General features: G+C 56.2%; 16 protein-coding genes. 5 read left to right on the top strand and 11 right to left on the bottom strand.

All coding sequences use genetic code 11. The features are described 5' to 3' along the window. Nucleotides 1-146: 146 nt before the first annotated feature. From VN622_08390 to VN622_08420, 7 genes are all read right to left on the bottom strand, one after another. Complete coding sequence (locus VN622_08390) at nt 147-908, bottom strand: zf-HC2 domain-containing protein (GenBank protein ID HWR35869.1); 762 nt, start codon at nt 906-908, stop codon at nt 147-149. Continuing rightward, complete coding sequence (locus VN622_08395; GenBank protein ID HWR35870.1) at nt 905-1444, bottom strand: sigma-70 family RNA polymerase sigma factor; 540 nt, start codon at nt 1442-1444, stop codon at nt 905-907. The genes VN622_08390 and VN622_08395 overlap by 4 nt, the downstream gene beginning before the upstream one ends. Nucleotides 1445-1515: 71 nt before the next feature. After that, the gene (locus VN622_08400; GenBank protein HWR35871.1) at nt 1516-2061 is read right to left on the bottom strand and encodes a DoxX family protein; all 546 of its coding nucleotides are present in this window, start codon (nt 2059-2061) and stop codon (nt 1516-1518) included. 126 nt (nt 2062-2187) lie between these two features. Further along, nucleotides 2188-2727 (bottom strand): dihydrofolate reductase family protein, encoded by a 540-nt coding sequence (locus tag VN622_08405; GenBank protein HWR35872.1) that lies wholly within the window; start codon nt 2725-2727, stop codon nt 2188-2190. A 64-nt stretch (nt 2728-2791) separates the two neighbouring features. Continuing rightward, the gene (locus tag VN622_08410) at nt 2792-3331 is read right to left on the bottom strand and encodes a hypothetical protein (GenBank protein HWR35873.1); all 540 of its coding nucleotides are present in this window, start codon (nt 3329-3331) and stop codon (nt 2792-2794) included. Nucleotides 3332-3613: 282 nt separating this feature from the next. After that, nucleotides 3614-5017, bottom strand: coding sequence for an FAD-binding oxidoreductase (locus VN622_08415; GenBank protein HWR35874.1), 1404 nt, complete (start codon nt 5015-5017; stop codon nt 3614-3616). Nucleotides 5018-5216: 199 nt separating this feature from the next. After that, nucleotides 5217-6038 (bottom strand): cyclase family protein, encoded by an 822-nt coding sequence (locus VN622_08420; protein HWR35875.1) that lies wholly within the window; start codon nt 6036-6038, stop codon nt 5217-5219. Nucleotides 6039-6823: 785 nt separating this feature from the next. Here VN622_08420 and VN622_08425 point away from each other — a divergent pair. Beyond that, entirely contained in the window at nt 6824-7864 is a 1041-nt protein-coding gene (locus VN622_08425) for an IS110 family transposase (protein HWR35876.1), read from the top strand. A gap of 393 nt (nt 7865-8257) precedes the next feature. Next, complete coding sequence (locus tag VN622_08430) at nt 8258-9106, top strand: hypothetical protein (GenBank protein ID HWR35877.1); 849 nt, start codon at nt 8258-8260, stop codon at nt 9104-9106. A 75-nt stretch (nt 9107-9181) separates the two neighbouring features. Here the strand turns inward: VN622_08430 and VN622_08435 are convergent, their stop codons facing one another. Next, nucleotides 9182-9478: a hypothetical protein gene (locus VN622_08435; protein ID HWR35878.1), complete on the bottom strand. Its 297-nt coding sequence runs from the start codon at nt 9476-9478 to the stop codon at nt 9182-9184. A gap of 447 nt (nt 9479-9925) precedes the next feature. On the opposite strand from VN622_08435, the gene VN622_08440 reads away from it, so the two are divergent. Continuing rightward, nucleotides 9926-11155, top strand: coding sequence for a site-specific integrase (locus VN622_08440; GenBank protein ID HWR35879.1), 1230 nt, complete (start codon nt 9926-9928; stop codon nt 11153-11155). Between the two features lie 61 nt (nt 11156-11216). Here the strand turns inward: VN622_08440 and VN622_08445 are convergent, their stop codons facing one another. The 3 genes from VN622_08445 to VN622_08455 form a co-directional block, all read right to left on the bottom strand. Beyond that, a complete protein-coding gene (locus tag VN622_08445) occupies nt 11217-12284 on the bottom strand; it encodes a site-specific DNA-methyltransferase (protein HWR35880.1) in 1068 nt (355 codons plus the stop codon). Then, on the bottom strand, nt 12271-12465 hold the full coding sequence (locus tag VN622_08450; GenBank protein ID HWR35881.1) for a hypothetical protein: 195 nt from the start codon (nt 12463-12465) through the stop codon (nt 12271-12273). Before VN622_08450 ends, VN622_08445 begins: the two co-directional genes overlap by 14 nt. An 82-nt stretch (nt 12466-12547) precedes the next feature. Next, nucleotides 12548-12772, bottom strand: coding sequence for a hypothetical protein (locus VN622_08455; GenBank protein HWR35882.1), 225 nt, complete (start codon nt 12770-12772; stop codon nt 12548-12550). 176 nt (nt 12773-12948) lie between these two features. On the opposite strand from VN622_08455, the gene VN622_08460 reads away from it, so the two are divergent. Continuing rightward, nucleotides 12949-15723 carry a hypothetical protein gene (locus tag VN622_08460; GenBank protein HWR35883.1) on the top strand — a complete coding sequence of 925 codons (2775 nt, stop codon included), beginning with the start codon at nt 12949-12951 and terminating at the stop codon, nt 15721-15723. A gap of 62 nt (nt 15724-15785) precedes the next feature. Continuing rightward, the gene (locus tag VN622_08465) at nt 15786-16067 is read left to right on the top strand and encodes a hypothetical protein (GenBank protein ID HWR35884.1); all 282 of its coding nucleotides are present in this window, start codon (nt 15786-15788) and stop codon (nt 16065-16067) included. Nucleotides 16068-16377: the final 310 nt, after the last annotated feature.

The raw sequence follows: 16377 nt of genomic DNA on the forward strand, positions 1-16377 counted from the left end.
AGGCCAAATTTTGAGTGCTGACTCCAATTGCTCAATTCTTAGACATCTCATTGGAGCACGCCTGGGGGCGATTTCAAAGTTTCGCACCCACGGCCGACTTGCCGGGGCCTGACCGTTTTCGAGATGGCTGAGCCCTGCCGACTCCCTCATCCGGAACGCCCGGCGACCCGCAGCAACTCGCTGAGTTCGTGGATATCGGCTGGACTGGCGTCGCCTACCACAACGTAACGCAATCCACCTTCGCTCCATGTTTCCAGGTTGAAGGCCATTTCGCGAGTAGCGGTTGCGCCCGTCGGCAGCGGAATCATTCCCGCCTGGTCCTGAAAGACAAATACCGATAGCTGGTGATTGCGAAGTTCGAACAGCAACTGGGCACCCGCACTGTGCTTCAAGTACATAACTCTTCCGCCAACCAGCTTGAACGAAGAATTCTGCAGTTCGGGAAGGTTGAAAGTGAATGGGAGCTTGCCCTGGAACCATGGCTTCACGGTGTGCCGATCGGTTGAAATCACGTCGACGGGATTCGCGCTCGCCGTGGTGGCGACGTGCACATCGAGCAGCTCTGCGAGAGTCTGCTCGCGAGCTGAATACCGCATCCACAGAGCCACTGAGGCAACGATCAGCACGAGCGGAATGGCGACCGCGACCAGCCGCATCCACGTGAACGCCCAGACCGGCTTGCGATTCGCCCCGATACTCTGTTCAAGGCGCAGCCGGAACTGCGGCGATGGGGAGTATCGCGCAGCTGCGGCAGCTTGCGTCATGCGCTTCATCTGCAGGCGACCGAGCGCGTCTGCAGCGCACGACGGACACGTTCGCAGATGGGCCTCCAGGCTCGCCAGTTCCTCTTGCGACGCATCGTTGTCCACGTAAGCGTCCAGCTTGTCCTGCCACAGATCGCAGGTCATCGCGAACCCTCCCGTAATTTGGCCGCCAGCAATTCGCGCATGGCTTTTCGCGCGCGAGAAAGGCGCGACATCACCGTACCCGTGGGAATCCCGAGCGTCTCGCCGATTTCCTGGTAGCTCATCTCCTCCAGATCAGACAAAAGAATGATCTCGCGAAACTTCACCGGCAACAGCGCCAGAGCGTTCTGGATGGTCTCCAATTCCACCCGCGCGAGCAGAACCGATTCTGGAGTGTCGGCAGCCGCTGGTTCGGTCGGCTTGTCGTCTTCGTTATCGAAGGAGACGAAGGCGCTGGCCTTCAGCCCCACCTGCGTCGTCAGGAAAGTATTCCGCAAAATCCTGTACATCCAAGCGCGGCAGTTCGTTCCCTGCCGGAAGGAAGAAAAACCTTGCAGCGCCTTCATATACGTTTCCTGCACAAGATCCTCCGCTGCGGCGCGGTCCTGGGTGAGCCAGTGGGCAAAGTTGTAGAGCTTGGCGAAGAGCGGCATCGCCAGTTCTTCGAACGACCCGAAATCACCAGCACGATCAGCCACAGCCCCCACCAGTCCACCTCCGGCGAGGCTCGTCCTCTCTCCCCGCCGGAGTTCCAGGGCCGCCAACCAATTCAGTGGCTGGTGGCAGCCGACAAGTCCAGCGACCTCTCCGACTGGACGCGTTCCAAGACGCCGCCCTTTCTCCATTTGCGGAGCAGCACCGCATCCAGCGACCACTTTCCGGGCCCATTCCCTAACAGAAAAGCAACCGTCAGAAGCTGCGCGTACTCGGATCGGATTTCGTGCAGCACAGCCCAGAAACCGACCTGTGGAGGCACCGGCGGCAATGGCAACGGCGACGTTCCCAGATACAACGAAATCTTCGTCGAAAGTATCGCCACAATCATCTCGACAACAAACGGGATCGCAATCAGCCTCGTCATCAGGCCGGTAAGCAACAGCAGCCCTCCAACGATCTCAAGGTATCCGATGGTGGTGGCCGTGAAATGCGGAAACGGAATCCCAAGTTTTGTAAACCGGCCAACGCCCTGGTTCACATATACAAACTTCAAAATCCCTTCCCAGAGAAACACTCCTCCTGCCATAAGTCTCAGCAGTAGTGTGGATTTGGGACCGTCAGTTGGAGGATGTGTGAGCCACAAAAGAAACTTTTTCATTGGTTGCTCCCTTCACCACATACAACTGGAACAACCTAAAAATATTCCCTGATATTCGATCTGTTCCTGATCGAACGCCCACGCGTCACTATTGACTGTGCAACAAAGCCAACGTCAAGCAGTCGTTTACGCGGTGGACAGCTCCGGTGCGATCATGTATTCGCTCTGTACCATGCCGCTCGGATAGGATCGCGTGGCCACGTGTTGCATTCGTATGTCGTGCGGCAGAGGTCCGAACAAGGGAATCCCGCTTCCGAGGAGCAACGGTATTCGCGTGATGATTAAGTGCTGGATGAGTCCTGCCTTTAAGAAGCCTTGAATAGTCACTCCGCCATCGACGTAGAGATGGTTGAAACCACGTTGCGCGAGCCGAGCCACGATCTCGTGTGGCGTGCCGGCCATCACATCGCACACGGCGCCCTCAGGCATTTTCAACTTTGACATCGTCGTGCTGAGCACTACCACCGGCTTCTTGCCGTACGGCCAGGCATCGAATGTCAACACCGTCTCAAACGTATTGCGGCCGATCACAATACAATCCACCGTGGCGATGAACTCCTCGTATCCGTGAGGTTCGCCGCCGTTGGCTGGCAGCCAATCCAGCGCACCGTCCTGCCGCGCGATGAAACCGTCGACGCTCGTTGCAATGAATACCGATGACTTCATCTCACCCTCACCACTAAGCCTTCGCCCATCCTATTGAAACGCCAGATTGGGATTGGCCATCACGTCACTTCACCCGCTTCCAATGGCTCTGCGAATAAACGGCGAACTCCTTTTTGGGTTCTGCCAGTTCGAACACCTCGATGAACTCATCTTGGCTCACGATTCTGTAGGTTTCCCGCGCCCTCCAGCCGTCTGGTATGTTCTCGATTCGCTCGGTCTCGAATGCGAGCGTTTTGCCGTCTTTTCCCTCCTGCTCGACATATTCATTTACGAACCCTTCTACATGAAACTGTCGGAGCACAAGTCTTTTCCGTTGGCGATCGAAGCTGAAGAAGCCAACATCTTCGTGAACTTCGCCCTTTGGATTCTTTTCTTGCGGGGGATAAACGGTCTTGTTGGTTGCGCGAAGAAACTTGCCGCCGAACACAAATTCGTAGTTTCGATCTCCCTTACCTTTGCCAGGTTCGCCCTGCGATGTGCCTTGCCAGTGACCGACAAAGAACTTCACTGGATCAAAAGGAGACTTCGCAATTGATTCTTGCCCTATCGCTATTCCGGGGAGGAGGAGAATGATGACGACTGTCAGAGAGTAGATCGGCTTCATGGCGAGAATTGTCTCATTTATTCTCGCTTCGCCGAAAAGTGGCGTGCGGGTGTGGTGCTGCTGGAGCGAACTCCATATCCGCTGCCCACGTACGCGCAACTAACGTCCCTAACAATGCAGCCGCATTGCGAGCCAGACTGAAATTGGGAATTGAAGCTAATTCGTGGTGGCCCATGCAAGCCGGTGTTGCTTGCATGGGCATGAGTGCAATCGAATCCGCGCGCAGCGCGTCCAAGACTCTCAACTGGGAACCGGCTATGAGAACCGGCAACCATCCATTAACTAAGCGACTAAGTTGCCGACTGAGAGTTCCTCGGCCGGTCGAATGTTCTGATTTACCCGGAAAAAGTTCTTGGGGTCATACTTCTTCTTGATTTCGGCCAGACGCTGATAGTTATCGCGATATGTGGCTTGAACGCGATCCTGGCCCTCATCCATCATGAAGTTTACGTACGCGCCACCCGCCGAGAACGGATGCAGAGCGTCCCAATACTCTTTGCACCACGAAGTGATTTTCTGAGCGTTCGCGGGATCAGGGTCCACGCCCACGATTACCTCGGAGAACAGCGCTTCACGAAAACTGTATGCCGTCTCGTTCTTGCCGACGCCTTGTGGCGCGCCATTGACCGGGTAAAGATGCATCGTTGAGAGCATGGTCGGGATCTGAGATCCGTGCTCGACATGCCGGGCGATCGCCTCTTTGCTCAATTCCGTGAAGTTGTCAGCCCGCCAATACCATTGCAGGCCGGGAACGAACAGTGGATCAAACAAACTTTGCGCGGCCGGAAATGGCACAGCCCCTACGTGGTCGAAAAGCGGGTGGCCGAGCGACCGCATCGGCTTCAGGGCTTGCTCCGTCTGTTCGGCAGAGCCAGTGCAACACCAAACGATGCCGCACACGTTCTTGTTGTGGAGATGCTCAGGGAACATTGGAGCGGGCGGGACGACAAGAAAAGCAAAGAAGCCGCTCACGTACTCGGGAGCGTTCTTGATGAAGTCTTGATAGGCGCTGAGTACATTCGCGGCCTCGGCGAGCGGCCAGAACGTCGGGCCGAACTGGACGATGTTGACCGGGTGCAGCCGAAACTTGAAGGAAGTGACCACGCCGAAGTTTCCTCCACCGCCGCGTACGGCCCAGAACAAATCGGGGTTCTCCTCGCTACTCGCCGTCACAAAGCTCCCATCGGCCAAAACCATGTCCACCGCGAGCAGATTGTCGATCGTCAGGCCATATCTGCGGGTGAGATATCCGATCCCTCCGCCCAAGGTGAGCCCGGCCACCCCGGTGGTCGAAATGAATCCGCTGGGCGTAGCCATGCCGAAAACATGTGTTGCATGATCGACGTCGCCCCAAACGCACCCTGCCTCAACGCGGACGGTTCTGTCCTCGGGGTCCACGCGAATGCCCTTCATTCGTGAAAGATCGATAACCAGACCGTCGTCACAAATTCCTAGGCCCGCACCGTTGTGTCCGCCACCACGAATCGCGGTCAACATCGCATTGCCCGCACCAAACCGTACCGCCGCTATGACGTCGGCAACATCCACGCAGTACGCAATGAGACGCGGGCGCTTGTCAATCATCCCGTTGTAGACTTTGCGAGCGGACTCATAGGCGGCATCTGTCGGTTGAACAAGCTCCCCCCGGAAAGAACTCTTCAACTGATCTAACGATTGTCCAGGCATGGCATCCTCCAATCACATCTCGGATGAACGACTACTCGGAAGTCGTTGCCAGTGACGAGTTCCAAATCGAAAGATGGGTCTGCCTTGTAAGTTGAGGGGCGCGTTCGCGCAGCTAACGTTGGGTAACAGTGCAGCCGCCTTGCGGGTCAGGCGAAACTTGAGAGTGATGCTGCTCACCACACTCTTATCGCGGATCGGTTCAACGCAACGGAAGCACTGCCACGATTCTCGTCGGTGCGCCGGAGCCGCCCCCGATCTTCATCGGCAAAGCAATCAATAGTGCGCCAGTAGCTGGTACGTGATCCAAGTTGGCAACGTTTTCCAGGCCATAGAGATTCGCGCCGTTGATAACCGCGTGAGTGGCGAAGTCCTTCGACTGTCCGTAATCCATGCTTGCGGTATCAATGCCAACCGCGACAATTCCACGTGAAGCGAGCAGCTTGGCTGCTTCCACCCCGATTCCGGGAAAATGCAGGTTGGCCACATCACCCTTTGTGTCCGTGCCCATGTACTGTTTTTTGTTCGGCCAGAACTTTCCCCATCCTGTGCGCACCAACGCGATCGAACCTTTCGGGACACGGCCATGAAACCTCTCCCAATCCTCGACATCGCGTGGTGTTAAAAGGTAGTCACGATTCACTCTGCATTGCTTGCTGATGTCGATCACCACTGCCGGCGCTATCAAATGCGAAACCGGAATCTCATCCACTGTGTGTCTTCCCTGCGAAAAGTGAATCGGAGCATCCATGTGAGTGCCGCCATGTTCGCTCGCGGCATAGTGCCCTGCCGCGTACCAGCGGCCGTCCTCACGCGGACCCCAATGCTCCGGCCTCCACTCAAATGCACTAGCGTTCGGCCAGTAGATAGTTTGTGCATTGAAGGGATACGTAAGATCGACCAGCTTGGATGGGTCGATTACCGTTGCCAATGGGTGAGAGCCCTGCTGTTGCGCAGACAGGGAGATAACAGTGCAGAACACCAGAGCTACTACCGTCGTCACGAGCTTAGATAATTTCTTCATGCCCAACGTGTGATGCAGGAAACGCAGGAGCCCGGTGCCCCATGTCTGGCCGTCTCGGTTGGCTGACAGAAGACAGACTCCGCGCGAAGCGCGTCCAAGAAAAGAAAATTCACAGCCTCACGAACAAGGGTGCGATCAGTCGTACAATCTACTTCCTTATTTCCGAATACGGCAATGCCGCGTCGAAACAGATCAATAAGCGCAAGGAAACGCGTGAAGGAACACGATTGCCCTCACCCCGAACACACGGAAAGATGCGCACGGCGTAACTGGCGTAACTGATGAAGCGGCACACTGGTGGCCCATGCAAGCCGGGGTTGCTTGCATGGGGAATGCGCCCCGATGCATTCGAACCGTGCGCAGTGCGTCCAAGACTGCAACTGGGAATCGGCTACCGAGAACCGGCAATCGGAAAGAAAATGGTCAGCCCTAGCAGGCGATCTTAGAACTTTCCTGTCATCCCGCTTCCCCGAACGCTACAGAGTGCCTTGAGCTCTGGATAGCTGCGTTGGGGAGTGGTGACATATGTGTTTGCCCGGCGGTTTTGGCACATATGGGAGTCATCGGAGTCATCCTTCAATGCCAGAACTCACTCGATGATAAAACAACAAAGAGGTGGAGATTGAAGAGACAAAGACCCACATCTGCCAACGTCAGGCAGATGTAGGGCACCTTCGAGGTCTTCCTATCTCGAGATGTTGATTGGATAAGGGCGAAGGCTTCGCTTCGATCCAGAGTAGTCCTTGGGTTTGAGGACTCAAGACCTCTGGGAAGAAGGAGCCTTCATGACTATTGTAGGCTGTGACTTTCATCCGAGCTGGCAACAAGTTGCGGTTTTTGATGCCGAAACGGGAGAGATATCCGAACTCAAGCTGGTCAACGGAGATGGTGAGGCGGAGCGGTTTTACCGTTCGCTATCTGCAGCGGCGTTGATTGGGATCGAAGCCTGCGGCAACAGTCAGTGGTTGATCGACTTGTTGTCGCAGCTGGGCCACGAAGTCTGGGTTGGCGATGCGGCGCAGATTCGCGCGAGCTACGTGCGCAAGCAGAAGACGGACAAGCGCGACGCGGCGCACATTCTGAAGCTGCTGGTGGAGGGGCGGTTTCCGCGGCTGTGGATGCCTTCGGCCGAGCAGCGTGACGTGCGGCAGCTGCTGATTCATCGCTACAAGCTGGTAGAGATCCGCACGCGGGTGAAGAACGGGTTGCAGCACCTGATGCTGAACCGCGGCGTGCAGAAGAAGCGCAAGCTGTGGAGCGAGGCGGGGCAGAAGGCGCTGCGCGAGCTTCCGCTGGAAGGCTGGGCAGCGCGGCGGCGCGAGGATTTGCTCGGTCTGCTGAAGAGCTTGGACGAGCAGATTGGCAAGCTCGACCAGGCGGCGGAGATGGCAGCCGCCAAGCACCCGCAGGCGCGCTTGCTGATGACGCAGCCGGGCGTGGGTCCGATCACCTCTCTGGCGTTTGCGGTGACCATCGGCGACCCGACGCGGTTCAAACGTGGCAAGCAGGTGGCCAGCTATCTCGGACTGATTCCGCGCGAGTACAGCTCGGGCGGCCGGCAGCAGCTGGGTTCGATCAGCAAACAGGGGAACCGCTTCGTCCGCATGTTGCTGGTGGAAGCGGTTCACAACGTCACGCGGTTGGATGAAGGGTTTCGTAAACAGTACAAGCATCGCTGTCACACGATGGAAAAAGGCGTGGCCAAAGTGGCGGCGGCGCGGCGGTTGGCGGTACGACTCTACTGGATGCTGCGCACCAACACAGCGTATCCGGAGATCGTTCATGTCGAGAGCAGCTCGCGGGTGGCCCTGGTCGGCGAAAGCTAGACCGATGTGTTGACTGGGCGCTCTCGCATCCAGCACGAGGCTGGATGTTCGCATAGAAGAATCATGGCCGCAGTAGAGGCCGCATCGATGGTTGGTGGAACGACTTCTTGAAAAGCCGTATAGAACACGCAACAGCAACGGCTTCCTAAGAAGAGAAAACCACCGCAGGGTGATTCAGCGTGAAATGCCCAGGGTCTTGGTCCTCAACCTTCTCTGGCAAACACGCGGTGTCACAAACACCGGGCAGGATATCTTTGTCCTTGACAAAGCCTTCGCCCTTATCGAGGGCCACCAGCCGGGGCGTGTGACCGACAAGTTCCACTGGCAGTCGCCGTAAACACTTCGGTTCTGAGCCCTGTTCCACTATTGCAAGTGCGGGGTACCATTGCTGCCGTGAAGAACGTCATCGCTATCTTCGTTTTTCTGTTTGCCGTAGCGGCTTCAGGATGCCACCGCGCTTCACACTCTGAGTCGCAACCGCAAGTTGTTGACATCGAACAAGTCGTGGCGAGGCCCCAGTCGTACGCACACAAAGTGGTGACGGTACACGCATGCTTTGTCAGCAGCTTCGAACGGGTTGCGCTATTACCTTGCCAAGGTGCTGACCTTGACTACTCCATCTGGGTCGAAGATGCAGAGATGCTTCATGCGATGCAGGAAACGAGCCTTCCCGCTATGCCACAGGCCGTTCCAGACGAGCTACGGACAGCACCGAAAGCCGGGTTCGTCTTCAGGTACGACGAGGCAAAAATCAGAGCCGCTTGGAATAAACTGCGTCCCGAGAACTCTCCGAATCCTTACCGTGCGGAAGTTGTCGTTGTGGGCCAGTTCGAGACGGTTGAGCCACGCAGACCCGAGGTGTTGAAGAACGGCTTCGGGCACATGAACATGTACGCACACGAACTCATACTCGTGGACGTCCTCGCCGTTTCTCCGCTCTCGGGTACTACGCAGAAGTCATCCGAATCTACGCCCCCGAGTGGAGAACCCGTTGGGGAAGGGGACGTAGCGCGCATCCCCATGCAAACTGGTGTTGCTTGCATGGGAAATGCCGCCCCGATGCATTCGAACCGTGCGCAGTGCGTCCAAGACTTTCAACTGGGGACCGGCTACCGAGAACCGGCGACCGGAGAAAAGAAAATGGTCGGGACGGGCAGATTTGAACTGCCGACCCCTCGCACCCCAACAGAGGGCGCTCCGTTAACAGCAGTGAGCCCGCGGCTCTTGAGCAACGCTATGTAGTGCTATACCAAGCGATTACATGCGATGGGGCAAGAGAGCCGCGGACACCCCAAAAAGACCACTTACGGCACGTTTTTATGCTTGTCCCTTTGAAGATTCCTTTGAGGGTTTCAGCTTGTCAAATCCCAACGTGAGCACTCCGTTCGTCTGAACCATCACCACCACATTCCCATGGTGTGCTGCGACTTTCGCGACGGACCCAATGAGTGCCAATTCTTCCGGATCGTATTCGTCACCTATCGCTTGCTCTTGGATGACGAGTATCGATTTTCCCTGTCGAATCTTCTCCAACGACCCGGGATACCTTTCTTCCAACTGTTGCTCAGCCTGCGCAAGATAGTCAGCGGCAGTGTACAGCTTCTTTTCTCGCATCTATTTCTCCGGCTTTATCAGATTGCTCTCAATTAAGGCGACAAGTGACCGCTCGGTAATTCGTACGCAACGACCAATACGTACGACTTCGATCTTCTCGCGACGTAGAATCCAAGAACGGATCGTTGCAGGTTTCACACCCAGGCGGGCAGCTGCTTGTGGAACGCTGAGAAGCGAGCCCACGTCTCTGTTCTCAGGTGGTTCGAAAGTCGGTTGCACCTCGGGTTGTTTTCGCGGGGACCCAGACGTTGTGATTCTGTCCTGCCCCTTCTTATGTTCCATATCTTTCCTTTCGAATGTTGTTGACGTTTAGGAACGGCTGAACTGCGCCATTCCTCTGCTTGCGAGAATCCGCGCGAGTGTTGACGAGCTACAGCTCGCGTGGCACACTGATGTCCTTCCCTCCCCAAGTGAAGGCGGACGACTATTCCCAAAAGGGAGATCCGCATGTCACTTTTCAAGTACCGCAAGAAGGGCAACTACCATTACGACTTCCAATTCAAGGGCAAAACGTACCGAGGCACACTTGGCACGTCGAAGTTGACGGTCGCACGGGATCGCCTACGTGCAATCAGGAACCGCATCGAAGACGCTTATTACGGAACGAACCGAGGCGGGATAGACAAGACTTTCGAAGAAGCTGCCAAGGAGTACCAGGCTTCAAGAAAGCACGCTGTCTCGGATTCGATGATGGACATCGAGTTCTACAGTCTTCAGCACCTCCTGCCCGTGTTTGGGAAGATGATGCTGTCCCAGATAACGGACAAGGATCTGAAGGCGTATCAGCAGGCCAGGCTTGCAGAACGCGCTGCTCCTGCCACCATAAACCTCGAGTACGATGCCTTCCGCGGCATCATGAAGATGTTCAAGTGGTGGGATGGTATTCGCGACAATGTCCGCAAGCTGCCGGTGGGCGACTTTCACGGAATCGCGCTATCTCCTGATGAGGCTTGGTGGTTAGTTAGAGTTTGCGCAAAGAGCGTCGCTCGCTATTTGGCTGTTGTCGTCGTGCTCGCACTGTCCACGACGATGCGTGACGAGGAGATTCGCCTGCTTCGTTGGTGGCAAGTTAATCTTGTCGGCTGCTATCTGGAGGTGCGCAAAAGCAAAACCAAACACGGAAGTGGAAGAGTTATTCCACTAAACCCGTTTGCTATGCGGGCGATGACTTGGTGGGCCAACCAGTTCCCGGATCGGCATCAGGATGACTACGTGTTCCCCCACGAGCGATCATCCATGGGCCGCGATGGTAAAGCGCGCCGCAAAACAATTCCCACACGCGCGCTGGGTTCATGGAAGAAGTGTTGGCAGACTGCGAAGAAGAGGGCCGGAGTGAAGTGCAGATTTCACGACCTCCGTCACACGGCGATCACGTGGATGTTGGAGGCGGGCATCCCCTACGCGATTGTGGCGGGGATCGCCGGTTGGAGTGCCAGTCAGGCCATCCACATGGCGAAGAGGTATGGCCATATCGGTCAGCGACCGTACCTTGATGCGGTCTGGGCCATTCAGGACAGGTTTGGTGTACTGGCTACACCGCCGCTCCTCGCACCAGCAGATTGCCCGCTAGACGACGCCGAATTCGAAGTTGAGGAGAGTCCGCATTCAGAGGCATGGACAGACCTCGATGAATGCGCGGATCTAATCGATGCTTCCCGGGGTGAACTCTGCGCTTAGAGTGGGTGTGGGCACAGCACCAATACAATGCCCTTGCGCTGGGAGATTGGTTCTGTGCCCTCTAGCTGCTGGATTTAGCAACCTTCGTCTGTTTTCGTGTTGATTTGGTCGGCGTTCCTGACATCTCGACTGCAGCCTCAGCCAAGAGGTGTGGCTGCAAGAAATCGAACCTCACTCGTGACGCGTCAATGTAGTCCTGCTTGATCTCGACTGACTTCCATCGACGGCCGAGCATTTCAGCAACGGCACCTGTCGTATTGCTGCCCGCAAAAGGATCAATCACTAGGTCGTTCGCTGACGTCAGAAATCTAATGAAGAACTCGACTAACTTCGCCGGCATGCGTGCCGGGTGGAGAGGGACGTCGTTCTTCCGGCAGTGTTCTTGGTAACCATCATTGCTACCCGTGTTCGCCAGTGCGAACACGTTGCCCGGTTGCGAGGTTATCTCTTCCACGACACTCGCAATGGATGCGGCCAGAACGTTTGGAGGAATTGCACCGCGATTGTTCGTCAGGAACGACTTCTCCCCAATCTTGAATTCAGATGGACGATGACCGGGGTTATACGTTCCGCTCTCTAGCAGCTTCTTCATGCTGTCGCTGTACGAGGTCAGCACGTTTCTGTTATCCGCCTTGGGTCGTGGGGTGGAAGAGAGCCACCAAACTCGAGTGAACGCATCTTTCACGCGACAACGTTCTACGTTCACCCATTGCGCGGGACTTGGCAGTCTAGCGGGGTTGTAGCAAACGAACTCTTGGCATAAATGAAACTTACCCTTCCGCTTGAACGCTAGCAGCGCCTCCAGGGGCAACGTTGACATAGTGGGCTTCCCCGGGACCCACCCGTTCCCAAGCTCAATGACAATCGAACCATCCGGCTTGAGTAAGTCCGCGAACAGCGGCGCCAATGAACTTAGCCACTGAATGTATTCCCGCCCGGTGAGGTTTCCGTACTTCTTCTTCCGGTTCAGGACAAATGGAGGAGAAGTAAAGATCAATTGAGCCGAGTGCTTGAAACCAGCACGGTTGAGCTTCGCGAGGATTTCCTTCGCGTCGCCTGCGTACATCTCGCCCGACGGCGTAGAGTAAGCGGGCTCCAACCTGATGATCTTCTTCTTATGTTTCTTCATTGCGTGGGAACCGAAGCGGAATCTGCTTATCCCTGTGATCCTCGACGAAGGTCGCGATCGCGATGCGAACGACCTGCGCCAACTTCATGCTGTTCAGCTCGGCAATTCGCTCCAAGACCTGCCGTTGGCCTGGAGCCAGCGTGACCGTAAGTCGATCGCCTTCGCTAACTTGTAATGCCATGATGAAAACCTCATCAGGTTGCATCATTTTGCATCACAAGTGGCGACAGCTCAAGTGTGAAATATGGGTGAGTGAAATAGGCTTACTTCGACTTCAGACGCCAGACGCTATTCCGCTTGCCGTCACACACCGCCATCACCTTTAGTTCCCTCCGAAGCTGATGCATCCATTCCAGGTCAGTGTCACGCAGCTTCTCTCGGTGCGGGCATGGCGTTGACTGGCAATCTTGTGGCTGGCGCTCACGCGCTAACGTGTACAGCTCTCGAACGGTCGCAGGCAATTCATCGGTTATGAGTTTCTCAAACATGGCGTAGCAATCCTTCTTCCCATCTTCAGTACCGCCGAGTGCTGGTATGTGCGATCAGTTACGATCGTTTGTGGTATGATGATGCTGGCAGCGTGCGAAAGCAAGCTGTTCGCTTCACGGCCAGTCCGGCGGTGAGGCGTGTATTTGCCCAGTCAGGGCGTACATGGAGATTAACGATGAAGCACCCTACCGGGGCTGTTCCTACCCCTGCGTCTGCCCCAACGCAAAATAAGAAGGCAATTCCGCCTTCGTTCCCGTCTCTCTCGAAGCTGCCAACCACCCCGGAAGAACTGTTCCGTTCTTTGGCGCTGACCGTCACCAGTTCCGTATCGCAGCCGCATCCCAATGGCAAGTCCACGAAGAAGCAGGACTACACGTTACCTTGGGCAGGCTTCGGAGGGTGGCGCGACGCACGTGCACGGTTGAATCACTTCGAGGAGCATTTCAAAGGCAACATTGGGTGGAAGCCGTTCAACGACTCGACTTCGAATGACGGTCCGATGAGCCTGAATTCCATTCCAGGCCGGGCTTTTATCGAGCGCGTGACTAACGAAGGCGACGCAAACCTTGAGGCGAAGGCTGTTACGCATACCGGCCCGATGCCGATGTCGCCCGTTGCTGCCGCTGAGAAGTGGTTTGGTCTGAGCACCGAAGCACTCTCTGTCGGACTGACGAACGATCAGGTTCTCGATCTGGCGAAAAGTACCGTCACGGTGGCTGGGTGGGTGGGAGATCCTAGCGATCCGAAGGATCTCATCTTTGACGCGCGCGACTACGGCATTGGGTTGACCAGTGAGGAAATGCCCAGCACCATCTTGTCGCTCAACCGCGGAAACAAGAAGAGCAAGCACTACTTGACTGGCAAACATGGTCAAGGTGCGTCCAGCACTTACCAGTACACCGACCTCACACTGATCGCCGCTCGCAAGGTTGGTTCCAAGAAGGTGGCGTTCACGCTTGTAGAGGCCAAATGGAATCTGGCGGTCGGCGACAAGACGCCCACCTACCGTTATCTCGTGATCGACGGCAAGATCCCCGAAATCGAGATCGCCGAAGCAGAATTTAAAGCAGGCACCCTCGTGCGTCACATCGGCTACAACGCAGCCGCGTTGTTCAACCCCGTCGGTGAAAACAGCCTGTATGGCTTGCTCATGCGCTCGCTCGCTGAACCTCTGTTCCCCGTCTGGTTGGAGATCTTTTCTCTCCGTCCTTCCAAGGCTGAGGGGTACCCCACGTTTCCGGGTTACCGGCGCTATGGTCGCGTGATCCGTGGCACTGTCAATGCACTCGAACGCGCAAACGCGAATTCCTTGAAAGCGGGGGCCGAGAGCCAGGTAGCAGCGGAGGAAGCGGACGCCGAGGGCACCGAGAGCAACGAGGACGATCCGGACGAAAAGACGGGGACGAAGATCCTCCATCGCAACTCCGAGTACTACGAGCTGCCGAAGTGGGACTTCGGCGGCCGCGAAGGCGTTGGCGAACTGGGTCGCGTGAAGATCACGTACTGGGTCGTTGATCCCGCCGGCCGCAGTTCGCAGGGCGTGTTGCGCAATTGGGTTGATCCCGACAAGACTATCCTCATGACCCTCGATGGCCAGACGCATGCAGAAGAGAGTCGTGCGATCATCACTGGCCAAACGGGAGCTAAGTTGTGGGCCGTCGGCAAGTACATGATCGTGCAGATCGACTGCAACGACCTGGATCCGCGCGCGAAGTACGAGATGTTCACCTCTACGCGTGAGCATGCGAAGGAAACGCCCATCAAGAAGATGATTCTCGAGGAGCTGGTCCGGCGTCTCGGGTTCGATGCGAAGCTGCAAGATCTCAACGTGAAGCTCGCTGCCGCCGACATTGGCAACAAGAACGGCGACAATCCGGAGAACATTTCTTCGCTCATCAAGAAGTACTTGAAAGCGGCTGGAATTAACTTCGAGCAGCTCACGCGTAAGGTAGAGAAGTGGGTGACGGTCGAGGAGGAAAAGAAGGTTCCGGTCGGCCCCAAGGAGCCGCTTCCAATCGAGGCGCACGAACCCCCCACGTTCATCCGGTGGAAGTTCGCGGGAACGGAAGCGAAGCTGCACCCCGGTCAGCGTTACAGCTTCGTGTTCGAGACCGACGCAGCCCCTTCGTATTGGAAGCCCGAAGACCCGGTGAATTCGAAGATCAAGGTGACCGCGCACGAGGTGCGGTACGTCGGATCGGGTGACATGAAGGGCGGACGCGTCCGTTGTCACTTCGAGTGCGCCGACGACGCCCCCGTTGGCACCAAGGCCTTCATCCAGGTTCAATTGGAATACGCGCCTGGCGCTGCCATTACCAAGGTACTTCCGATCGAGATCGTTGCGAAGCCCGAGGCAAAAGCGAAGCCGAGCGGGAAGAAGAACGAGAAGGAAGAGAACGATGACAGTGACACGACGAAGGTCATCAAGGTGAAGATTCGTAAGAAGGACTTCACTGAAGTTGACATCCCCGTCGTGAAGCCCATTCCGGTAAAGACTACCGACACCGCTTGGGGGACTCTGGGGTGGCCGCATGATCCGCAGCGCGTCGGGTTCTCGATCCGCTCGCTGATGAACAAGATCCACCTGTACTACAACGCCGAATTCCCTCCGTTCCTCGACCTGCGGCATCGCATGTCGAAGAAGAGCCTCGAAGATGAGTTCATTCGCCGCTATGAACTCAAGCTCATCCTGCACACCATCTTCACTCTGAACTACGAGTTCGTGGATGAGGATGACTTCCCGGAGGATCAGCGGAAGCGCGTACGCGACTTGCTCTGTGCCACCGCTGAGAGTTTGGCGTTGGCAACCAAGTCCGAGCTTGAGATTGAAGCCAAGCTCAAGAGTGAAGAATCCACTCCGCTCGAAACCGCTGTCGCTGCGGACCTTCAGCAAGCTGCGGTTCCCGAGCCGGCTGAAACTGTGAACGGAAATGGATCGGCAGTGATGTAGTGGATGTGAGGCGCCTCAGGTGAATCCTGGGGCGCCATTTCTTCAAGGGAGAGCGAACCAGGATGGCGAAATCAAAGAAGCCGGCGAAGTGGAACAAAGTAACGCTGGACATGCCGAATCGGCAGTTGGCGCTGTACACGGGCGCGAAGGTTCAACACGCGCTACAAGAAGTGACAATGAACATGGACGTCTATCAAGGTGTTCGTCTAGGCGAGGTCCTCGAAGCGGTGTACCAGCAGGGTTTGAAGGATGGCCGTCGCGAGATCATCGAACAGTTCGAGCAGAACATCACGAAGAAGGTTAAGTACCTCCCTCCTGGGCAGCCCCGCAAGAACCGGAAGTAGCTTCCTCGGACTCCTTTGAAAAGCCGTCGCAAGGCATTTGCGGCCAATTGCGACTGATTTTAGGCGTCTTTGCAAGCTATTGAAATGAATGGTCGGCTTTAGAGGACGATTTTAGAACTTTTCTATCTCCGGGTTGCGAAGCCTCTCAGATTGCTCCTTTGACCGCGTGCACTGAGCCGTCGGACAAGCATCTCGAAACTCACGTCTGCGATAGTAGATAAACCGTTCGGTTCGGTCGGCAAAGAAGAACGCCCCGTCGCCGGGGCGTTCAGAGGTCGCTCGTTGAGCGGAGCCTTACGACGAAAGCTTA

It is taken from the genome of Clostridia bacterium (genome assembly GCA_035561135.1).
In the GTDB taxonomy this organism is placed as follows: domain Bacteria; phylum Acidobacteriota; class Terriglobia; order Terriglobales; family Acidobacteriaceae; genus DATMYA01.